This is a genomic window from Klebsiella sp. GG_Kp173, from assembly GCF_040062415.1.
GTDB lineage: Bacteria > Pseudomonadota > Gammaproteobacteria > Enterobacterales > Enterobacteriaceae > Klebsiella > Klebsiella quasipneumoniae.
Genome location: NZ_JBEAFZ010000083.1, coordinates 43,738 through 63,572, shown reverse-complemented (window position 1 = coordinate 63,572; position 19,835 = coordinate 43,738). Strand labels below are relative to the sequence as shown.

The following is a 19,835-nucleotide window of genomic DNA, read 5'->3' as shown; positions in this document are numbered from 1 at the left end:
TCCGGGGCACATTTTACCCATATCCCGGGCCCTGGCGAAATGCATTTCAGGCGAATCTGTATTTTGCTGGCGCGATTCACCAGTGCGCACTTTTTTGATTCTTTGTTAAGATTGTTGCGTTCGTTTTACTCAACATAAAAATGCAGGGAACGAGTTATGAAAACGTTAGGTGAGTTTATTGTTGAAAAGCAGCACGAGTTCTCCCACGCCACCGGTGAGCTGACTGCTTTGTTGTCAGCAATAAAGCTGGGCGCCAAGATCATCCACCGCGATATCAACAAGGCCGGTCTGGTCGATATCCTGGGTGCCAGCGGTGCTGAAAACGTTCAGGGCGAGGTTCAGCAAAAACTCGATCTGTTCGCTAATGAAAAATTAAAAGCCGCACTGCGAGCACGCGATATTGTTGCCGGGATCGCCTCTGAAGAAGAAGATGAGATTGTCGTCTTCGAAGGGTGTGAACACGCCAAATACGTGGTGCTGATGGACCCTCTGGATGGCTCCTCTAACATCGACGTTAACGTCTCTGTCGGTACGATCTTCTCTATCTATCGCCGTGTGACGCCTGTTGGCACGCCGGTGACAGAAGAAGATTTCCTGCAGCCGGGAAACAAGCAGGTGGCAGCGGGCTATGTGGTCTATGGCTCTTCGACAATGCTGGTGTATACCACCGGCTGCGGCGTCCACGCCTTCACCTACGACCCGTCCCTCGGTGTCTTCTGTCTGTGCCAGGAGCGCATGCGCTTCCCGGAGAAGGGCAATACCTACTCCATTAACGAAGGCAACTACATCAAATTCCCGCAGGGCGTGAAGAAGTACATTAAGTACTGCCAGGAAGAAGATAAAGCGACTCAGCGTCCTTATACCTCACGCTATATCGGCTCTCTGGTGGCGGACTTCCACCGCAACCTGCTGAAAGGCGGCATCTACCTCTATCCAAGCACCGCCAGCCACCCGGATGGTAAGCTGCGCCTGCTGTATGAATGCAACCCGATGGCCTTCCTTGCCGAACAGGCGGGCGGTAAGGCCAGCGATGGTAAAGAGCGTATTCTGGATATTGTTCCGGAAAGCCTGCACCAGCGCCGCTCTTTCTTCGTCGGCAACAACCACATGGTGGAAGACGTCGAGAACTTTATTAAGTCGTTCCCGGACGCCTAAACGCCCTGCCCGCTCCTCCCGCGCCTGCGGGAGGAGCCTCTCGCTTAGCGACTCCCCGCCCCGCTCACCCGCGTCACCGCCGCATTCTGCCGGTTTTCCCACAGCACGGTCAGCCCACGCTGCAGCGCGATAAAGATAAACAGCAAAATGCCGATGGCGATTTTCGTCCACCATGAGCTGAGGGTGCCGTCGAAGTTGATGTAGGTCTGAATCAGCCCCTGGATCGCCACCCCGAACAGGGTTCCCAGCACGGTGCCAACGCCGCCGCTGAGCAGCGTGCCGCCGATCACCACCGAGGCAATGGCGTCCAGCTCCACGCCGACGCCCGCCAGCGCATAGCCCGCCTGGGTATAAATGGAAAAGACGATCCCGGCCAGCGTCGCCAGCCCGGTGGAGAGCATATAGATACGGATTGTGGCGCTGCGGGTGGAAATCCCCATCAGATTCGCCGACGTCGCGTTGCCGCCGATGGCATACACCTGATTGCCGAAGCGGGTGCGGTGGGCGACAAAAATACCGGCCACCACCACCAGCAGCATCAGCAGCCCCATGGCGCTGAGGCGTCCGCCGCCGGGAATGGTCCATGCCAGCCCGGACAGGGTGTCATACACCGGGTGGTTAATCGGAATCGACTCCTCTGACACCAGATAGCTCACGCCGCGCAGGAAGAACATGCCGGCGAGGGTGATGATAAAGGCCGGGATCTTCAGGGCGTCAATCAGCAGCCCCATAAACGCGCCGAAGGCGCAGCCCATCACCAGCACCAGCGGAAACGCCACCAGCGGTGATATTCCCCAAAAGCCAATCGCTTTGGCGAGAAAGACGCCGGTAAAGGCGATCACCGACCCGACAGACAGATCGATCCCGCCGGAGAGGATCACGAAGGTCATGCCCACGGCGATGATCCCGAGGAAGGCGTTATCCGTCAGGATATTGCAGATCACCCGCGTCGAGGCAAAGCCGGGGAATTGCGTCAGGCAGTAGAGGTAGCCCAGCACAAACACCGCGAGGGTGATCATCAACGGTAAATTACGTTTTATCATGGCCGCGTACCCCTTTCAGTAAACCGATAAAGCGCGGCGACTGGACAATCAGTACGCACAGCACCACCACCGCTTTCACCACCTGGTTGAGCTCCGGCGGGAAGCCGGAGAGCAAAATCCCGGTGTTCATGCCCTGGATAATCAGCGCCCCCACCACCGACAGCAGCAGGTTGAATCGCCCGCCCATCAGCGAAGCGCCGCCGATGACCACCGCCAGAATGGCGTCCAGCTCCAGCCATAGCCCGGCGTTATTGGCATCCGCGCCGCGAATGTCCGCCGCCACGATGATCCCGGCGATCGCCGCGCAGACGCCGCTCAGGACATAGGCCAGCATCACCACGATGCGGGTATTAACGCCGGCGTTTTTCGCCGCGCGGATATTGATCCCCACCGCTTCGATAAACATGCCCAGCGCCGTTTTACGGGTAAACAGCCAGAACAGCAGCAGCGTAGCAGCGGCGACGATCACTGGCGTCGGAAACAGCAGAAACGATCCGCTGCCAAGCCACGCCAGCGCTGGGGAATCAAAGGTGACGATCTGCCCGGCGGTGATCAACTGCGCTACCCCGCGTCCGGCCACCATCAGGATCAACGTCGCCACAAAGGGCTGGATCTTAAGGACCGCCACGAGGATGCCGTTCCACAGCCCGGCCAGCGCGCCCGCCGCCAGCGAGGCCAGCAGCACCACCGCCAGGCTGTGTCCGGCGACGGTCATCGAGGCGGCCGTCGCGCCGGCAATCGCCATCACCGCCCCCACCGACAGGTCGATGCCGCCGGTGGCGATCACCAGCGTCATGCCGATGGCCAGCAGCGCCACCGGAGCGGCGCGGTTGAGAATATCGATTGGGCTGCCAAACAGGCGGCCATCCTGGAGCACCACCTGATAAAAATGGGGCGCCACCAGGCTGTCGACCAGCAGAACCAGCAGCAGCGCAATGATCTGCGGGGTGCCCTTCGGCCAGGTGAAGCGTCGCTTCTCCGGGCCGGTTTGCGAAAGAGATCGAGGCATCATGAGTTACTCCTTATGCCGCAATAGCGTTCATGATCGCCGGTACAGAGAGCTCGGCGAGCGGGATCTCGGCCACCTGCCGGCGATCGCGCATGATAATGACCCGATCGGCGTAACCCACCAGCTCCTCCAGTTCAGAGGAGATGACCAGCAGCGCCAGACCATCGGCGCAGAGGGTTTCAATCAGGCGAATAATTTCCGCGTGGGCGCCGACGTCAATGCCGCGGGTCGGTTCATCGAGGATCAGGAACTGCGGTTTGGTCAGCAGCCAGCGAGAAAGTAATACCTTCTGCTGGTTGCCGCCGGAGAGAAACTCGATCGGCTGCTCCGCGCTGGGGGTACGGATCCCCAGCTGGCGAATAAAGCGCTCGGCGATCTCGTTCTGTTCACGCCGGGGTATCGGCCGCAGCCAGCCGCGCTGCGCCTGCAGGGCAAGGACGATATTTTCCCGCACCGAAGCGGCGGCGATAATGCCGTCGGTTTTGCGATCCTCCGGACAGAAGCCGATCCCGAGGCAGGAGGCCTGATGCGGAGAGCGCAGGGTTTGCGGTTTGCCTTTGATCCATGCCTTCCCGCTGTCCGCCGTTTTAATGCCGAAGATCACTTCGGCGGTTTCAGTGCGTCCGGAACCCAACAGGCCGGCGAGGCCGACAATTTCGCCCGGACGGACCTGCAGGTCGAACGGGGCGATGGTGCCTTTCTTGCCGTAGCCTTCGAACGCCGCCACCGGCTTATCGCTCAGCAGGGTTCGGCCCGCCCGCTGCAGGGCGTTGTGGTCCAGTTCGCGGCCCAGCATCATTTTCACCAGCTCAATCTGCGGCAGCTCGCGGGTTTCGCGGCAGCCGACGAAGCTGCCGTTGCGCAGCACGGTAATGCGGTCGCTGACCGCATAGACCTGGTCGAGAAAATGGGTGACGAAGATCAGGCTGACGCCGTTATCCCTGAGCTGGCGCATCAGGGTAAACAGCATCTCCACCTCCTGAGTATCGAGGCTGGCGGTGGGCTCGTCGAGGATCAATACCTTGGCCGACAGGTCGATAGCCCGACAGATAGCGACGATCTGCTGCATCGCCACTGAAAAGCGGTTCAGCGGCTCGCGCACATCGAGGGAAAAGCCGTAGGAGGCCATCAGCGCCGTCGCCCTGGCCTCCATCTCTTTACGCCGGAGCAGGCCAAACCTCCGCGGCTCACGGCCGATAAACAGGTTGTCCGCCACCGACATATTCGGCAGCAGGTTCACTTCCTGATAAACGGTGCCGATCCCCAGCTGCTGGGCATGGGCGGTATTTTTCGGGGAAATGGCCTGGCCTTCCAGCCAGATGGTGCCGCGATCGGCATGGTAAACGCCGGTAAGCGCTTTGATCAGCGTCGATTTTCCGGCGCCGTTTTCGCCCAACAGGGCCATGATTTCGCCGCGCCGCAGGCTAAAGTTGACGTTATCCAGCGCCTTAACGCCGGGGAAGAATTTACTGAGTCCTTCGGTGCGAAGGATCTCCTGGTGTGCCTCGGCGCTCATAATCGATATCACCTTCAAATGATGTCAGGTTGCCCCGGTTCGCGCTCTGCTTGCCGGGGTTACTGGAACGCTGCCTGTTACCCTCTCCGCTTGCGGAGAGGGCCGGGATGAGGGGCTAGCCACTCAGTAGCCCATATTTTTCTTCTTCTCTAACTCTTCTTTAGCCGTATCCGGCAGATACAGCGTCGATTTAGTAATGGTCAGCTTCTCCGGCAGGGTGCCGTCTTTTTTGTATTTATCCAGCGCATCAAACGCCGGGCCGGCCATATTCGGCGTCAGCTCGACGCTGGCGTTGGCTTCGCCGGCGATCATCGCTTTATAGATATCCGGCACGCCGTCGATGGAGCCGGTCAGAATATCTTTGCCCGGCTTCAGACCGGCTTCTTTAATGGCCTGGATGGCGCCGATGGCCATATCGTCGTTATGAGCGAATACCATGCAGATGTTTTTGCCGTTATTCTCCGCCTTGATAAAGCTCTCCATGACCTCTTTCCCTTTGCTGCGGGTGAAGTCGCCGGACTGAGAGCGGATAATTTTGATATTCGACGCTTTGGCGATAGCGTCGGCGAAGCCTTTCTTACGGTCGATGGCCACGCTGGCCCCGACGGTGCCCTGCAGTTCAACGACGTTACACGGCTTACCGTCGACGGTTTTCACCAGCCAGTCGCCAATCAGCTGGCCTTCCAGCACGTTGTTGGCGGTCACGGTGGTCATGTAGAGATCTTTATCTTTCACATCAATGGAACGGTCGAGGAGGAAGACCGGTATCTTGGCCTCTTTCGCCTCTTTCAGCACCGGCTCCCAGCCGGTGGCCACCACCGGCGCAATGAAGATCGCGTCAACCCCCTGGGCGATAAAGGAGCGCACCGCTTTGATCTGGTTTTCCTGTTTTTGCTGACCATCAGCGATCTTCAGCGTAATACCGCGCTTGGCGGCTTCCTCTTTCGCGACGCTGGTTTCCGCCGCACGCCAGCCGGATTCAGAACCGACCTGCGAAAAACCTACGGTTAGCGGGGCAGCTATCGCCATAGACGACATAGCTGCGGAAACTGCTGTGACAAGAAGTAAGCGCTTCCACATAAGGGTATCCTCGTAGGGTTATTGTTGGTTAAAGTCTCACCTGCGGACAAACTATAGACAATCGGTGATGTAACTGAATGCGTTACATCACACTTCAAAAAAGTAAATGAGATGTTAATGACAGCCCAATAGCCCAGCGGAGAGCGGATAAGGCTTAGCGAGGAGCGCGGCAGCGGCGGTTTGTGACGTTTTTTTAAGCAGTTTGATAAATCAATCACATGCAATGAAAGCGGTTACATAAATTTATTCATGATGTGGCTATGTTTATGGATTTTCATGTCATTATGGCGTGCAAAATTCAGAGCACTCCGCGGCGAGATCGGGAAAAAGAAGCGAAGACATTCGATGTGAGTTGGCTATAATACCGAGCACTTGTTTGCCATACATTTTAAAGGAAACAGACATGAGCTTACTCAACGTACCTGCGGGCAAAGATCTGCCGGAAGACATCTACGTCGTGATCGAGATCCCGGCGAACGCAGATCCTATCAAATACGAAGTCGACAAAGAGAGCGGTGCACTGTTCGTTGACCGTTTCATGTCCACAGCGATGTTCTATCCGTGCAACTACGGCTACATCAACCACACCCTGTCCCTGGACGGCGACCCGGTTGACGTGCTGGTCCCGACCCCGTACCCGCTGCAGCCGGGCTCCGTGATCCGCTGCCGTCCGGTTGGCGTTCTGAAGATGACCGACGAATCCGGTGAAGACGCGAAACTGGTTGCCGTACCGCACACCAAGCTGAGCAAAGAATACGATCACATCAATGATGTGAACGACCTGCCGGAACTGCTGAAAGCCCAGATCACTCACTTCTTTGAGCACTACAAAGATCTGGAAAAAGGCAAATGGGTTAAAGTCGACGGTTGGGACAACGCGGAAGCGGCGAAAGCCGAAATCGTTGCCTCTTTCGAGCGCGCTAAGCAGAAGTAATTCTGTCTCAGGCAGGGTCATCCCCTGCCTGATTGCGGCACGGATTGCCGCGATAACACCATGGAGGGTGTCCCGTGAAAAGCGTTCGCTATTTCACTCTTAACTTTTCTGGCTTCACGACCGCCGCCTCTGAAAAACAGGGGTATCTGCGCCTTATCGCCGGCGAGCATGTCTTTTATACCGATAAACGCTATTTTAACGACCCCTCGCTTTTTGACCGTCTGAAGATCAATCAGCCCCTGCATCTTGGCGCCCGCCGCCTGGACAACGGCAGTTACTGGATCCACTGGCTCAGCGATGGCGAAACGCTCCTTGAACCGGATCGCCAAACGAAGAGGTGGGCCCGGCCGCTGCTGTTTATCAGCCTGCTGACGCTCATCGTCACCCTTATCCCGCTCCTGGTGAGCGCTTCGGAATGGGGTAGGTTCGGCTGCGGCATTATCGCGATACTGGCCTTCATCGCGCTGTTAACCGGGCTCTACGAGCGACTGTTCCACCCGGCGCTAAAACGGCACCCTGCCATGCGCGATCTGCTGGCGAAGATGGCGCTGGCCCGCCGATGCGACGTCTCCTTTTGCCAGCCGCTAACCGCCACGACGCAAGCCCTCCGCCATTCGGCAATGCCTTTTACGCAAGCCCTGCCGGAACGCTATGCCGCTCAGGCAGAGATCATCACCGACACCCACTTTAAAAAGTGGTATGCAGGCAATCCAACCCGGGAATATCACGGCCTCGGGATACAATGCAGTTCCCTGCCGCTGGCCTTCTGGTGGCAGGCAGGCTGCGCTAATTTCGCGCTGCATCCGGTGTTTTACCGTCGTCAGCCGCCGTTTCTTGCCACCGGCGATCGCATCCTCGCCGTATACGAGCGCGACAGCCGGGCGATCCATGCGCTATACAATGCCAGCGACGGCGCGGCTTATATAAAAAACCATCCGCTCTATCCTGGACGCCGACAGCTGTCGCTGCTCTATTACCTGTTTTACGGCCTCGCGCTGGTGATGTATCTGTTATTTCTCGGGGTAGAACTCGTCAGCGCCCTTCAGTCAGGCCGGCGCGTCTGGTGGCAGGTTCAGGATTCACTGGACATGCTGTCCTTATTGTTACTCTGTTTTGGCGGGGTACTGGCGGTGCTGGAGCTGATAGGCCCAACGGCCTGGTTATTGTCACACCGGGTGGCTGACTGGCTGAAGCTGCGATCGGCGATGCGGCGTTACCTGCGGGGGGCTGCCCCTCCTACCACGCTAGAGGAGGTCATGTAATGTTCAGCACCCCAACACGACGATTAGTATTCCTCGCGCTGACGACGCTGGCTTCCACAGCGTGGCTGGCGAAGGATTATCTTCCGTTCTGGTAAGAGGTAGGCGCAGAAAAAACAACGCCACCCGAAGGTGGCGCTGTCATGGTTAATACTGGTCGCGATCCAACCAGTTGCCGTTCGCTATCAACGTACAACCCTCAACGGAACGTTGATAGACATACATCCATGCGCTGCCGTAAGGCGTCTGAATCAGGTGGCGCGCATACTCGCCCCCCTTGGTGCGGAGCGCATCCAGTTCGGCCAGCGTCGATGCATCAATACGATAAACTTCACCATGTACTGTGCCTTCGCCGGGCACCGCGCCTGGATAGTGGCCCAGGCTGTACAGCTGATAATCGTCGACACTATGAGCGCCCAGCCACTGGGCGTTGGTCATCCAGTGGCTGTTGCCTTGTTTGCGTCGTAAACTGCCGTAAACAAATATTCGCATTGCTAAAACTCAAACTGATAGAGCAAATCGAGCGCCTGGTCGATGCCAGACACCGCTTCCACATATAGCTTAGGCATCAGGCGATAACGTAAAGTCAGCGTCGCCAGGGAATCGAAGATACCGACCCCGTATTTTACCTGCAGACCCGGCAGTACATAGCCGCTGACCACCACCTGGGAAGAGTCGCCTACCCCTTCGGTGTCCAACGCCAAATTGCTTACGCCAAACGTCTCGCCGATTTTACCCACAACCTGACCACTTTGTGCAACCCCCATACCAATAAGCATTGAGGTCATCGCGGCGCTATCGCTCTGTCCGCTGCTCAAACCCTGGCCGCGCAGCAGATAAGACAGCGCTTCCTGCTGGGACATAACCGGGTCAGAGAAGATCTCCGCTTTCGGCTGATCGGCGGAGCCGGTGACGCGAACGCCGGCGATCACGTCGTCTTCGGTGGCATCCGGGTTACGAATTGCTTCGATATTCAGTAATGGCTGATCCGGCGGACCGGAGAACAGCAGTTCCCCTTTGCGCACAATCAAATCCTGGCCATAGGCGTGGAAGCGGCCGTCCGGAATATTGATCTGCCCGTTGAGTCCCAGCCCCTGCTTGTCCTGCGCCACTTTCAGATCGCCGGTCAGACGCGCTTTCAGACCGAAGGCTTCCAGACGAACGTTGTTGCCGACGTGGATCGTCAGGTTACTGTTGATCGGGATCCCGGCGCTCTGCTGCTTAATCGGCTTGAGGTTTTTATCGAGCATGACTTCGTCCGACGACACACCGACCGCGCTCTCCGGCACCTCATTGACCACGATCCGCGCCCAGGGCACATCCACCTTGCCATCGAGGTTGAACAGGCTTGGCGTGGCGGTAAACACCACGTCCGGCGATACATCGAGACGGACCATCGGCGGCACCGTGATCCGCACCCGGCTGCCTTTCGCCGCAATTTGCGCCCGCCAGTTGTCGATCTGCGTCCAATCGGCGTTGCCGCTGAGGGCGATTTGTCCCTGACGGGTGTTCACCGTCCCCTGCAGGGTCGAGCGCGTGCCGTTGAAGTTCATCGCCAGCTGGCTCGGCTGCATATCAAACGGCATAAAGTTGCCGTCGATATCCACCCCGCTTAACTGCATCTGGCCGAACAGCTGCGGACTTTTCACGTTGCCGCCCAGGCGCAGACGGGCGTTGAGCCTTCCCTCCGCCTTTTCACCGCGGGCGAAAATCGGGTTGATCATCGCCAGCGAGAAGTTGCTGATATTGACGTTGCCGCCGAGGTTACGCCGCCCCTGCGGGTCGGTGACCTGCACCTGCCCATCCAGCTGGCCATTGTTGGTCAGGCGGATAAGCCAGCCCAGCTCCGCGCGATTGTTATGCAGGTCGGCGCTGAGGTTCAGCGTATCGAACGCCACCGGCAGCGGGGCGTCATTGACCACCTGGGTCACTTTGACGTTGCGCCCGCTGAGGGTCACTTTACCCTGCGGCAGCCCCTCTTTGGTGGTGTCCCAGCTGACATCGGCATTACCGGTAAAGACGCCGCTGGCCTGGGTCGCCTCCGGCATAAACGGCTTGAGCATCGCCAGGTCGAAGCGGTTGAGATTCACCCGCGCCCGCCCGCTGGCGCCTGCGTCAATGGTTTCAGGCACGCAGAGCTCGGCGTTCGGGTTGGTCCAGCAGTGTGGCCCGATGCTGATTTTCTGCTCCTGGTTGCGGTAGTCCAGCGCGATACTGCGCGTCAGCGCCACCGGACCCACCGGCGTCTGGAAGCGGGTATCGCTTAGCGCGCCTCTCCAGCGCTCGGCCTGACGATCGAAGCTGCCCGCCAGCGCCAGCTGGCCGGAAACCGGATCGCCTTGCACCCGCAGCCGCAGCTCATGCTGCTTCTCAGTGCCTTTGGCATTGAGCTGTACCAGGCTGATATTCACCCCCGGCTGGCTGATGCGATCCACCCGTACGTCCAGGTTGCCGCCAATCTGATCGGTGGATTTCACATCCCCTTTGACGTTGACCTGGGCGATGGTCAGCTCCTGCCAGCGCAGCGCCCGGGCGGTGATGTCCGCCAGCAGCTGCGGCGCATCGACAGTGCCGCGCACTTTCACCAGCCCCTTCGCCGTCCCGCCGAGCCCCGGCAGCGCATTATCCAGGTGCGGCGCATCGATGGTGGCGTCGAGATTCAGATCCTTCACCCCCAGCTCGCCTTTGATATCGGCGCTGTTCGGGCCTAACGCCAGATGCAGCCCCGGGATTTTCCACTGCAGATAGCTGTTGCCCTGCAGCGAGCCCGAAACATCCATCTTGTTCTGTTTCACGTTGCCGGTAATTTTCAGCTCCGGCACCGACATCTGCCAGCTGCCGCCGTACAGGCTGCCCTGGGTCTTGATCCTGCCATTGAGCTTCGATGGCCAGTCCGGCACCTCTTTGGCGGTGTTGATGCCGTCGAGGGTCAGCTCGCCGCGCCAGCTGATCGCCTGCTGCCAGTCGAGGAGCGCTTTCAGCTCGGTTTTCCCTTCCAGGGCATTGACCGTCAGCTTGTCGAGATTGATCTGCCGCTCATTGCCTTTGGCGTTGAGGGCGATTTTCGCCGGCGGCAGCGACTGGCCTTTCACCGCGGTGGAGAAGGCCAGCGCATAGTCGGTCATTTTGCCGCTGAACTTCAGCTGGACGTCGTCGGCCTGGAACTGCTTCTCGCCGCTGAACGGCCAGGCGAGCTGCTTACTTTTCAGCTCCATATTGAGCGGCAGCCCGGCCTCCGCCAGCTGCGCGTCCGCCCGCAGCGTGGCCGCGACCGGCCCGCTTAAGTCAACTCCGACTTTGAGCGTTTTACGCACTTCGCCGCCCACCTTCAGCTGCACCTTCTCCCCTTTCATCGGGTCGACGTTCAGCGTTCCGGCGAGGGTGATGTCTACCGGCCAGTTATCCTGTAGCTGGGCGCTGCCCGAGGCTGTGACCTTGCCCTGATCGGAGTCGATGTCGAGGGCGTCGAGCTTCATCTGCCCGTCGATACTGCTGACTTTCAGCAGCAGGTTGTACACGGTGATATCGGTATCGCCGGTGAGGCGCAGCTGCTCGCCGCGGAACGCCTGAATGTTGAGGTTAAGCGGCAGATGGACATCGGTCATCGCCGGCAGCACCGGCTGCGAGAAGAGGTCGGTCATCGTCTCGCCGAGCGGTTTCTCCTGCGGCCGCGGGTTGTCGATTTTCGGCTCGACCACCTGCTCCTGCGCCACTTTCGCCACCTTCGGCAGAGCGATCAGCAGCCCCTGCAGCGAGGTCGGCGTCAGGGTCAGGTTTTTCTCCTGCCAGTTCAGGCCGGTGGAAAAATCGCGCACGGAGACCGCGGTATCGTCGATTTTGACGTTGACGTTATGCAGCGCGACGCGGCTGAGGGCGATCGGATAAGGGGTGGAGAGATTCAGCGGCCCGCTGTCCTCTTCCTCGACCGGCGCAGAGGGCGGCATCTTCTTCGTATCGACGGCGACGTAAATATCGCGCAGCGCGATGTCGTTTACGCACAGACTGCTGTCCCACAGACAGCGCAGCCTGACGCTGAGATGAAACTGGCCGGCGGTCACCGCCACGCCGGGCTGCTCATAGCGGACATTATCGAGGGTTAAATCACGCCAGCCGCCGGTCACTTTGCCGATTTCCAGCCCCGGCACCCAGCGATCCGCCGCTTTGAACACCAGATGCAAGCCGGTGGTGGTGCCCACCAGGAACCCGACGGTGCCCAGCAGGAGAACCAACACGATTAATACGCCGAGGCTTATCTTCTTCCATAAACTCATAATTCAGGCCCCAGACCGATGTAAAACTGTAAACCATGCTCTTCTTTGTCGCCGATTGGCCGGGCGATATCCAGCTTGATCGGCCCCACCGGCGACTGCCAGCGCACGCCTACCCCGGCGCCGGTTTTGAAATCACTCTCGCGAATATCGCTGACCGCTTCGCCGCTATCGACAAACACGGCGCCCCACCACTTGCCACTGACGTTGTACTGATATTCCAGCGAGCCGGTGGCCAGCTTCGAGGCCCCGATCAGCTTGCCGTCATCGTCCTTCGGCGAGATGGATTTGTATTTATAGCCGCGAATACTGCGATCGCCCCCGGCGAAAAAACGCAGGTCCGGCGGCACCTTGTCAAAGTTGTCCGCTTCGATCCAGCCCAGGTTGCCACGCACCACAAAGCGGTGGCGGTCATAGAGGGTACGGATCCAGACGTCCTGAGCCTGTATCACGATAAAGTTGATGTCCGAGCCCCACATGGTGTTGGAGTAGTCCACCGAGTAGCGCTGCGAATCGCCCCAGGTAGGCATCAGGCCGCCGCGGGAGCGAGTGCGGTTCACCGAGACCCCGGGGTAAATCAGCATGGTGGTGTTGGTGATGTTCGCCTGGGTAAAGTGGTCCAGGCTCCAGCGCAGGTTAATCGCCCGCTGCCAGCCGCTCGACATCTCCCTGAAACGCGAGACCCCCAGGGTGGTGGAGTCGGCCTGGGTGTCATTGAGATCGGTACGCTTAAAGCCGCCCTGCATCAGATAGTACTGCTCGAGCGGGCTCTTGAGCAGCGGGACTTTATAGGTGAAGTCAAACTGCTGCTCCGGGGCGGAGAGGCTGACGCTGGAGGTCAGGCTGTGGCCATAGGAGTTCATCCACGGTTTTTTCCACGTGGCTTTCACCCGCGGACCGACGTCTGTGGAGTACCCTACCCCGGTTTCCACGGTGTTCTCTTTGCGTGGCGAGACAACGCCCTGCAGAGGCAGCACCTTGGTTTTCCGTGACTTAGCAAAATCAGGCGCCACCACCACCGAACTGAACCACCCGGTCGCCGCCAGGCGGCGGTTTAGCTCGGCCAGGTCCTGCGAGGTGTAATAGTCGCCCTCTTTAAACGGCACGAGGTTTTGCAGGTATTCATCGCGAATTTGCGATCCGGAGAAGGTGACGTGGCCAAAGCGATAGCGCTCTCCGCTGTCGTAATCGATATCCCAGAACGCCTGATGACGATCGAGGGAGACCCCAAGCTGGCTTTTATTGAACTCGCTGTCAAAGTAGCCTTTGCGCAGGGCGACGCGAGTCAATGAGCTCTTGAAACCGTCGTAATCGCCGTGGTTGAGCACCGTCCCGATGGCCGGGCGGGTTTTCAACAGCGCCAGATAGTCGCTGTCGGTGCGGGCGCCGCCGCGCAGAATCACCTCGGTTCCGCCAATGCGCACCGGCTCACCCGGGGTCACTTTGGCGATCAGCACCTGACGGCCCCTTTTCGGCGGCGGACGCAGATCAAATTCAATCGTCGGCTCGTAATACCCCAGCGCTTTCAGACCTTCGCGAATGGCGTCATCGACGCGCGCGCGAAAGCGACGATCCGGCGTGACCTCATCACTCTGGATGGTGGAAAGCTGGGCGCGAACGTTTTTCTCCAGCTCTCCGGATAATCCCTCAACCTGCAAACGCACATTCGCTGCGCTGGCGACCCCGCTGACCAGCAAAAGGCTGGTGACACATAACTGGCGGATTTTTAGCACATTTTCTCCTGAATATCCCTGTTTCCCCCTACAGGAAACACTGGCGCCGCTCCACGGCTTAACAAAACCCTAACAACTTAGGGTTGAAAAAGTGGCAATAACCCAAATAATTCTTATGTATTAATCTAGACGTATTACGCGTATTTATTGTGTTAAAAGACACGCTTCGTTACAACCTTAACGACGATTTCTGTATTGAGAGGCCCACCGTGAGTCTATTTGATAAAACGCATCTTGTCGCCCAGGCGGATGCGCTGCCTGGACGCAATACCCCGATGCCAGTGGCGACGCTCCACGCAGTTAACGGCCACTCGATGACCAACGTCCCGGCGGGGATGGAAGTGGCACTGTTCGCCATGGGCTGCTTCTGGGGAGTTGAACGTCTGTTCTGGCAATTGCCGGGGGTTTACAGCACCGCCGCCGGCTACACTGGCGGCTATACGCCCAATCCGACCTATCGCGAAGTGTGCAGCGGCCAGACCGGTCACGCGGAAGCGGTGCGCGTGGTCTACGATCCGCAGGTCATCAGCTATGAGCAGTTATTGCAGGTGTTCTGGGAAAATCACGACCCGGCGCAGGGCATGCGACAGGGTAACGACCTCGGCACCCAGTACCGTTCGGCGATCTATCCGTTGACGCCGGAACAGACGGCAGCGGCAAAGGCCAGCCTCGCGCGCTTCCAGGCGGCGATGAACGACGCGCACGATACCCGTCACATCACCACCGAGATCGCCACCGCCAAACCGTTCTACTATGCCGAGGACGATCACCAGCAGTATCTGTATAAGAACCCGCACGGCTATTGTGGCATTGGCGGCATTGGCGTCTGCCTGCCGCCTCAGGCGTAATTCTTATTTCCGCCTCAACAGCGAGGCGGTTAATGAACGCTCTGGCGGCTTTACATTCCCTTACGCTATACTACCCAGTGTGACAGCCGGTCCAGCGCCTTCGGACCGGTTTTTTATGTATTCCACATTTAAGTTATCAACTTCCCTTCCGAGGATCTGACCTCAACGGTCAGAAAAGATATGTTAAACAGTATTTTAGTAATACTCTGTCTGATAGCCGTCAGTGCGTTTTTTTCGATATCGGAAATCTCACTGGCCGCCTCACGTAAAATCAAACTGAAACTGCTGGCCGATGAAGGCAACGTCAACGCACAGCGGGTGCTGAAGATGCAGGAGAACCCGGGCACCTTCTTTACCGTCGTGCAGATTGGCCTCAACGCCGTCGCCATTCTTGGCGGTATTGTGGGCGACGCGGCTTTCTCACCGGCGTTTCATAGCCTGCTCAGCGGGTATTTGTCACCGGAGCTCTCCGAGCAACTGAGCTTCATCATCTCTTTTACCCTGGTCACCAGCTTGTTCATCCTGTTTGCTGACCTGACTCCGAAACGCATCGGTATGATTGCGCCCGAAACTGTGGCCCTGCGCATCATCAACCCGATGCGCTTCTGCCTGTTAGTCTTCCGCCCGCTGGTGTGGTTGTTTAACGGCATGGCCAACATGATCTTCCGCATCTTCAAACTGCCGATGGTGCGCAAAGACGATATCACCTCCGACGATATCTATGCCGTAGTCGAGGCCGGCGCGCTGGCCGGGGTGCTGCGCAAGCAGGAGCATGAGCTGATTGAGAACGTGTTCGAGCTGGAGTCCCGCACCGTTCCTTCCTCCATGACCCCGCGTGAAAGCGTCATTTGGTTTGATTTGCATGAAGACGAGCAGAGCCTGAAGAATAAAGTGGCCGAACACCCGCACTCGAAGTTCCTCGTCTGTAATGAAGATATCGACCACATTATCGGCTACGTCGATTCAAAAGATCTGCTGAACCGCGTGCTGGCGAACCAGAGCCTGGTGCTGACCGGCGGCGTGCAGATCCGCAACACGCTGATCGTCCCGGATACCCTGACCCTGTCCGAAGCGCTGGAAAGCTTCAAAACCGCCGGGGAAGACTTTGCGGTGATCATGAATGAATATGCGCTGGTGGTCGGGATCATCACCCTTAACGATGTGATGACAACTCTGATGGGCGACCTCGTCGGCCAGGGGCTGGAAGAGCAGATCGTCGCCCGCGATGAAAACTCGTGGCTAATCGATGGCGGTACGCCGATTGATGACGTGATGCGCGTGCTGGATATCGACGAGTTTCCGCAGTCCGGGAACTACGAGACCATCGGCGGCTTTATGATGTTTATGCTGCGTAAAATCCCCAAACGCACCGACGCGGTGAAGTTCTCCGGCTATAAGTTCGAGGTCGTGGATATCGATAACTACCGTATCGACCAGCTGCTGGTGACCCGCATCGATAACAAGCCCACAGTGCTGGTGCCCAAGCAGGCGGAAGCGGCGGAAAGCCAGAACGCCTGAGCGTAATCCTTTCTCTCTCTTAAGGGCGGATGATCATCCGCCCTTTTTATTGCCCGAATGTGAAGCGGCTCACGCCCCACTGCCGATAGCAGATTATTACTGCTCGATAGCGAAACGTTTATGACTCCCCCGAGCGCAAAAAGGTAACGTTGCTCGCGTCTACACGATCATATTCCTGAATAAAGGAAGCGAGGGTTACCATGATAACGTCGAATAAAAATTACTTTATCAGCTGTCTGTTTTTCCTGTTTTTCTTTATAGGCTGGGGATGCTGCTACCCCTATTTATCACTGTGGTTAACGGAAACCATCGGTATTAACTACACGGACGTCGGTCTGGTTTATTCTTTCACTGCCATTGTGGCCGTCTGCGTTCAGCCATTATTCGGTTTTATATCGGATAAGCTGGTGTATCGTAAGAATCTGATGTGGATGCTGGCGATCATTATCACCTTATTCGCTCCATACTGGATCTATGTCTTCGCGCCTCTGTTAAAAATAAATGTGTTCCTCGGCGCGCTGGCTGGCGGCCTCTATATTGGCATGGCCTACGGCGCAGGCTGCGGGATTTGCGAAGCCTACATCGATAAGGTCAGCCGCGCCTCCGGCTTCGAATTTGGTCGGGCGCGGATGTTCGGCGGCATCGGCGCCGCGATCGGCACCTTTGCGGCAGGAAAGCTCTACGGCATCGATCAGAACATGATTTTCTGGCTGGCCAGCGCAGCAGGCGTCTGCCTGCTGGCGATTGTCTGGAAAATGCAGATCAGCACCCATCAAAAGCAGGGGCTGCTGTCCGGCAAAACGTCGCCGGTTACCCTCCGCGATGCCGTCTCGTTGTTAAAAATTAAAAAATTCTGGTTCTTCGCCCTCTATGTCATTGGCGTCGGGGCGGTCTATGAAACCTATGACCAGCAGTTCGCTATCTACTACAGCCATTTCTTTGAGAGTAAAGCCCGGGGTGCAGAAGTCTTCGGTTATTTAACCACGGGTCAGATTTTCCTTGATGCTATCGTGATGTTCTTTGCACCATGGTTTGTGAATAAAATCGGCCCGAAAAATGCGCTGTTATACTGCGGGCTGATTATGAGCTTGCGCATTATCGGTTCCGCGTGGGCTATTGGCCCGGTATCCATCAGCCTGATTAAACTACTCCATGGATTTGAAAGCTCGGTGTTACTCGTCGCGGCGCTTAAATATATTACCGCTAACTTTAACCCCCTGCTTTCCGCGACGGTTTACTTAATTGGCTTCCAGTTTTCAAAAAGCTTTAGCTCTATTTTTCTCTCCACCGGCATCGGCCATATGTACCAGAGCATGGGCTTTACCAGCAGCTATATCGTGCTCGGTAGTATCGCCCTGTGCTTCACGCTCATTTCGTTTATCACGCTGGATAAAGCACGCGTGTTCTCTTCACAACCTGTGCCCGCGAATTAATGTCAGGAGGTAGTCTGCATGTCTCAGTTATTTTATGGCGTGGCGTATTACGATGAATATATGCCGGAAGATCGGCTGGCCAGCGATATCGCCTTAATGCGCGAAACCGGCATTAACGTGGTGCGTATCGCCGAGTCCACCTGGAGTACGCTGGAGCCCGAAGAGGGCCAGTACAATTTCTACCATATCGACCGGGTGCTCGAGGCGATGCATGAGGCCGGCATTGCGGTCATCGTCGGGACGCCCACCTACGCGGTCCCGGCCTGGCTGGCGGCGAAACATCCCGATATTCTGGTCACCACCGTCGCGGGGCAGCAAAAATATGGTCCGCGGCAGATCATGGATATCGTCAACCCGACCTTTCGCCGCTATGCCGAAAAAATTATCCGCACGCTGATGGCCCATGTGAAACACCATCCGGCGATTATCGGCTGGCAACTGGATAACGAAACCAAGCATTACGACAATATTGGCCGCTTTATGCAGGAGGGCTTCGTGCGCAGCCTGCAGGAGAAATATCCAGACCTCCGACAACTGAATCACGATTTCGGTCTGGATTACTGGAGCAACCGCATTGACCGCTGGCAGGATTTTCCGCCGGTGGAAAACACCATCAACGCCAGCCTCGCCTGCGCCTTCTCCCGCTATCAGCGCCAGCAGGTCACCGAGTATCTGGCCTGGCAGGCGGAGATTGTGCGCGAGTACGCCCAACCGCACCAGTTCGTCACCCACAACTTCGATTTTGAATGGCGCGGTTACTCTTACGGCGTGCAGCCGCGGGTCGACCATTTTGCGGCGGCGCAGGCGCTGGATATCGCCGGCGTCGATATCTATCACCCGAGCCAGGCACACCTGACCGGGCGGGAAATCGCCTTTGGCGGCGCCATCACCCGCTCGCTTAAGCCGGGCCAGAACTACTTCGTGCTGGAAACCCAGGCGCAGGGCTTCGCCCAGTGGACTCCCTACCCGGGCCAGCTGCGCCTGCAGGCGTTCAGCCATATCGCCTCCGGCGCCGCCATGGTCTCCTACTGGCACTGGCATTCGATTCATAACGCCTTCGAAACCTACTGGAAGGGGCTGCTCAGCCACGACTTCTCGCGTAACCCGACCTGGCAGGAGGCCACCACTATCGGGGCTGACTTTGCCCGCCTGTCGCCGCAGCTGGCGGAGCTGAAGGCCGAAAACGACGTTGCGCTGCTGATAAGCAATGAGGCAATGGACGCCCTTAACCAGTTCCGCCCCGGCGATGCCGAGGGCAACATTTATAACGATATCTTTCGCCGCTTCCACGATGCGCTGTATGACCACAATATCAGCCTCGACATCATCCACGATGTAAACGAGGAAACCTCGCGCTACCGAGTGCTGATCGTTCCCGGCCTGTACGCTGCCGATGATGGCCTGCTGGCGCGTATCAATCACTATATCGCCGAGGGCGGCAGAGCGCTTATCGGCTTTAAATCGGGCTTTAGCGATGAAAACGTCAAGGTACGCCGCAGCGCGCAGCCTGGGATCCTGCGGCAGAGCTGCGGCGTCAGCTACAGCCAGTTCACCCTGCCGGAAGGGACGACGGTAAGCTCTTGCTGTGCAGAGATTGATTGCCGCAATGACAATCAGGCTGAGCTGTGGATGGAATTGCTGACGCCCGATGATGGGACCCGCACCTTGCTGCGCTATCAGCATCCGGCATGGGGCGAATACGCCGCCGCCACCGAAGCGGATTATGGCCGGGGACGAGCGATGTATGTTGGCTTCCTGCCGCAGAAGGGATTGATTAGCCAGCTGTTTGATGTACTAACCGCCGATATCGCATTGCGCTCGCGCACTTCCGCCTATCGCTTCCCATTAGTGGTCAAAAAAATGCGTAATCGCGCCGGGAAAACCATCCACTTCCTGTTCAATTACTCCGGCGAGACGCTGGAATTTGTCAGCGAGACCGCGGGTAGCGCGCTGCTGAGCGGGGAGACAGTATACGTCGGCCAGCCGTTGCGCCTCAGGGCCTGGGAATTTACTATCATCGAAAGCTAACGACGCGGCGG

The 19,835-nt window shown here is 57.8% G+C and carries 14 protein-coding genes; 7 read left to right on the top strand and 7 right to left on the bottom strand.

The genetic code is table 11. The features are described 5' to 3' along the window. The first annotated feature begins 156 nt into the window (after positions 1–156). Positions 157–1,155 (top strand): class 1 fructose-bisphosphatase, encoded by a 999-nt coding sequence (gene fbp / locus ABLU50_RS19530; RefSeq protein WP_004206493.1) that lies wholly within the window; start codon positions 157–159, stop codon positions 1,153–1,155. Between the two features lie 44 nt (positions 1,156–1,199). Here the strand turns inward: fbp and yjfF are convergent, their stop codons facing one another. The 4 genes from yjfF to ytfQ form a co-directional block, all read right to left on the bottom strand. Further along, positions 1,200–2,198, bottom strand: coding sequence for a galactofuranose ABC transporter, permease protein YjfF (gene yjfF / locus ABLU50_RS19525; RefSeq protein WP_002886825.1), 999 nt, complete (start codon positions 2,196–2,198; stop codon positions 1,200–1,202). After that, entirely contained in the window at positions 2,185–3,210 is a 1,026-nt protein-coding gene (ytfT, locus tag ABLU50_RS19520; protein ID WP_004206491.1) for a galactofuranose ABC transporter, ATP-binding protein YtfT, read from the bottom strand. Before ytfT ends, yjfF begins: the two co-directional genes overlap by 14 nt. Positions 3,211–3,220: 10 nt before the next feature. Next, complete coding sequence (gene ytfR / locus ABLU50_RS19515; protein WP_008807146.1) at positions 3,221–4,723, bottom strand: galactofuranose ABC transporter, ATP-binding protein YtfR; 1,503 nt, start codon at positions 4,721–4,723, stop codon at positions 3,221–3,223. A gap of 123 nt (positions 4,724–4,846) precedes the next feature. Next, positions 4,847–5,803, bottom strand: a complete 957-nt coding sequence (gene ytfQ / locus ABLU50_RS19510) for a galactofuranose ABC transporter, galactofuranose-binding protein YtfQ (protein ID WP_087832361.1) — start codon at positions 5,801–5,803, stop codon at positions 4,847–4,849. Positions 5,804–6,206: 403 nt separating this feature from the next. Between ytfQ and ppa the strand changes: the two genes are divergently transcribed. After that, positions 6,207–6,737: an inorganic diphosphatase gene (ppa, locus tag ABLU50_RS19505; protein ID WP_002886766.1), complete on the top strand. Its 531-nt coding sequence runs from the start codon at positions 6,207–6,209 to the stop codon at positions 6,735–6,737. Positions 6,738–6,811: 74 nt separating this feature from the next. Next, the gene (locus ABLU50_RS19500) at positions 6,812–7,999 is read left to right on the top strand and encodes a hypothetical protein (RefSeq protein ID WP_087832362.1); all 1,188 of its coding nucleotides are present in this window, start codon (positions 6,812–6,814) and stop codon (positions 7,997–7,999) included. A gap of 144 nt (positions 8,000–8,143) precedes the next feature. Here the strand turns inward: ABLU50_RS19500 and ABLU50_RS19495 are convergent, their stop codons facing one another. From ABLU50_RS19495 to tamA, 3 genes are read right to left on the bottom strand one after another with little or no spacing between them, the layout of a single operon-like run. After that, positions 8,144–8,488: a gamma-glutamylcyclotransferase gene (locus tag ABLU50_RS19495; protein WP_002886724.1), complete on the bottom strand. Its 345-nt coding sequence runs from the start codon at positions 8,486–8,488 to the stop codon at positions 8,144–8,146. 2 nt (positions 8,489–8,490) lie between these two features. Continuing rightward, positions 8,491–12,267 (bottom strand): autotransporter assembly complex protein TamB, encoded by a 3,777-nt coding sequence (gene tamB, locus ABLU50_RS19490; protein ID WP_087832363.1) that lies wholly within the window; start codon positions 12,265–12,267, stop codon positions 8,491–8,493. Then, positions 12,264–13,997 carry an autotransporter assembly complex protein TamA gene (gene tamA, locus ABLU50_RS19485; RefSeq protein WP_323084216.1) on the bottom strand — a complete coding sequence of 578 codons (1,734 nt, stop codon included), beginning with the start codon at positions 13,995–13,997 and terminating at the stop codon, positions 12,264–12,266. The genes tamB and tamA overlap by 4 nt, the downstream gene beginning before the upstream one ends. Before the next feature lie 209 nt (positions 13,998–14,206). Between tamA and msrA the strand changes: the two genes are divergently transcribed. From msrA to ABLU50_RS19465, 4 genes are all read left to right on the top strand, one after another. Then, the gene (gene msrA / locus ABLU50_RS19480) at positions 14,207–14,845 is read left to right on the top strand and encodes a peptide-methionine (S)-S-oxide reductase MsrA (RefSeq protein WP_004206486.1); all 639 of its coding nucleotides are present in this window, start codon (positions 14,207–14,209) and stop codon (positions 14,843–14,845) included. A 180-nt stretch (positions 14,846–15,025) separates the two neighbouring features. After that, a complete protein-coding gene (locus ABLU50_RS19475; protein ID WP_004206485.1) occupies positions 15,026–16,363 on the top strand; it encodes a hemolysin family protein in 1,338 nt (445 codons plus the stop codon). A 200-nt stretch (positions 16,364–16,563) separates the two neighbouring features. Continuing rightward, a complete protein-coding gene (locus tag ABLU50_RS19470) occupies positions 16,564–17,796 on the top strand; it encodes an oligosaccharide MFS transporter (protein ID WP_087832365.1) in 1,233 nt (410 codons plus the stop codon). Positions 17,797–17,814: 18 nt separating this feature from the next. After that, positions 17,815–19,824 (top strand): beta-galactosidase, encoded by a 2,010-nt coding sequence (locus tag ABLU50_RS19465; protein WP_087832366.1) that lies wholly within the window; start codon positions 17,815–17,817, stop codon positions 19,822–19,824. Positions 19,825–19,835 lie beyond the last annotated feature (11 nt).

Coding starts and splice junctions, on each gene's coding strand:
- tamB (WP_087832363.1), bottom strand. CDS start 12,267: ATGAGTTTATGGAAGAAGATAAGCCTCGGCGTATTAATCGTGTTGGTT.
- ABLU50_RS19470 (WP_087832365.1), top strand. CDS start 16,564: ATGATAACGTCGAATAAAAATTACTTTATCAGCTGTCTGTTTTTCCTG.
- ppa (WP_002886766.1), top strand. CDS start 6,207: ATGAGCTTACTCAACGTACCTGCGGGCAAAGATCTGCCGGAAGACATC.
- ytfT (WP_004206491.1), bottom strand. CDS start 3,210: ATGATGCCTCGATCTCTTTCGCAAACCGGCCCGGAGAAGCGACGCTTC.
- ytfR (WP_008807146.1), bottom strand. CDS start 4,723: ATGAGCGCCGAGGCACACCAGGAGATCCTTCGCACCGAAGGACTCAGT.
- fbp (WP_004206493.1), top strand. CDS start 157: ATGAAAACGTTAGGTGAGTTTATTGTTGAAAAGCAGCACGAGTTCTCC.
- ABLU50_RS19495 (WP_002886724.1), bottom strand. CDS start 8,488: ATGCGAATATTTGTTTACGGCAGTTTACGACGCAAACAAGGCAACAGC.
- ytfQ (WP_087832361.1), bottom strand. CDS start 5,803: ATGTGGAAGCGCTTACTTCTTGTCACAGCAGTTTCCGCAGCTATGTCG.
- ABLU50_RS19475 (WP_004206485.1), top strand. CDS start 15,026: ATGTTAAACAGTATTTTAGTAATACTCTGTCTGATAGCCGTCAGTGCG.
- ABLU50_RS19465 (WP_087832366.1), top strand. CDS start 17,815: ATGTCTCAGTTATTTTATGGCGTGGCGTATTACGATGAATATATGCCG.
- yjfF (WP_002886825.1), bottom strand. CDS start 2,198: ATGATAAAACGTAATTTACCGTTGATGATCACCCTCGCGGTGTTTGTG.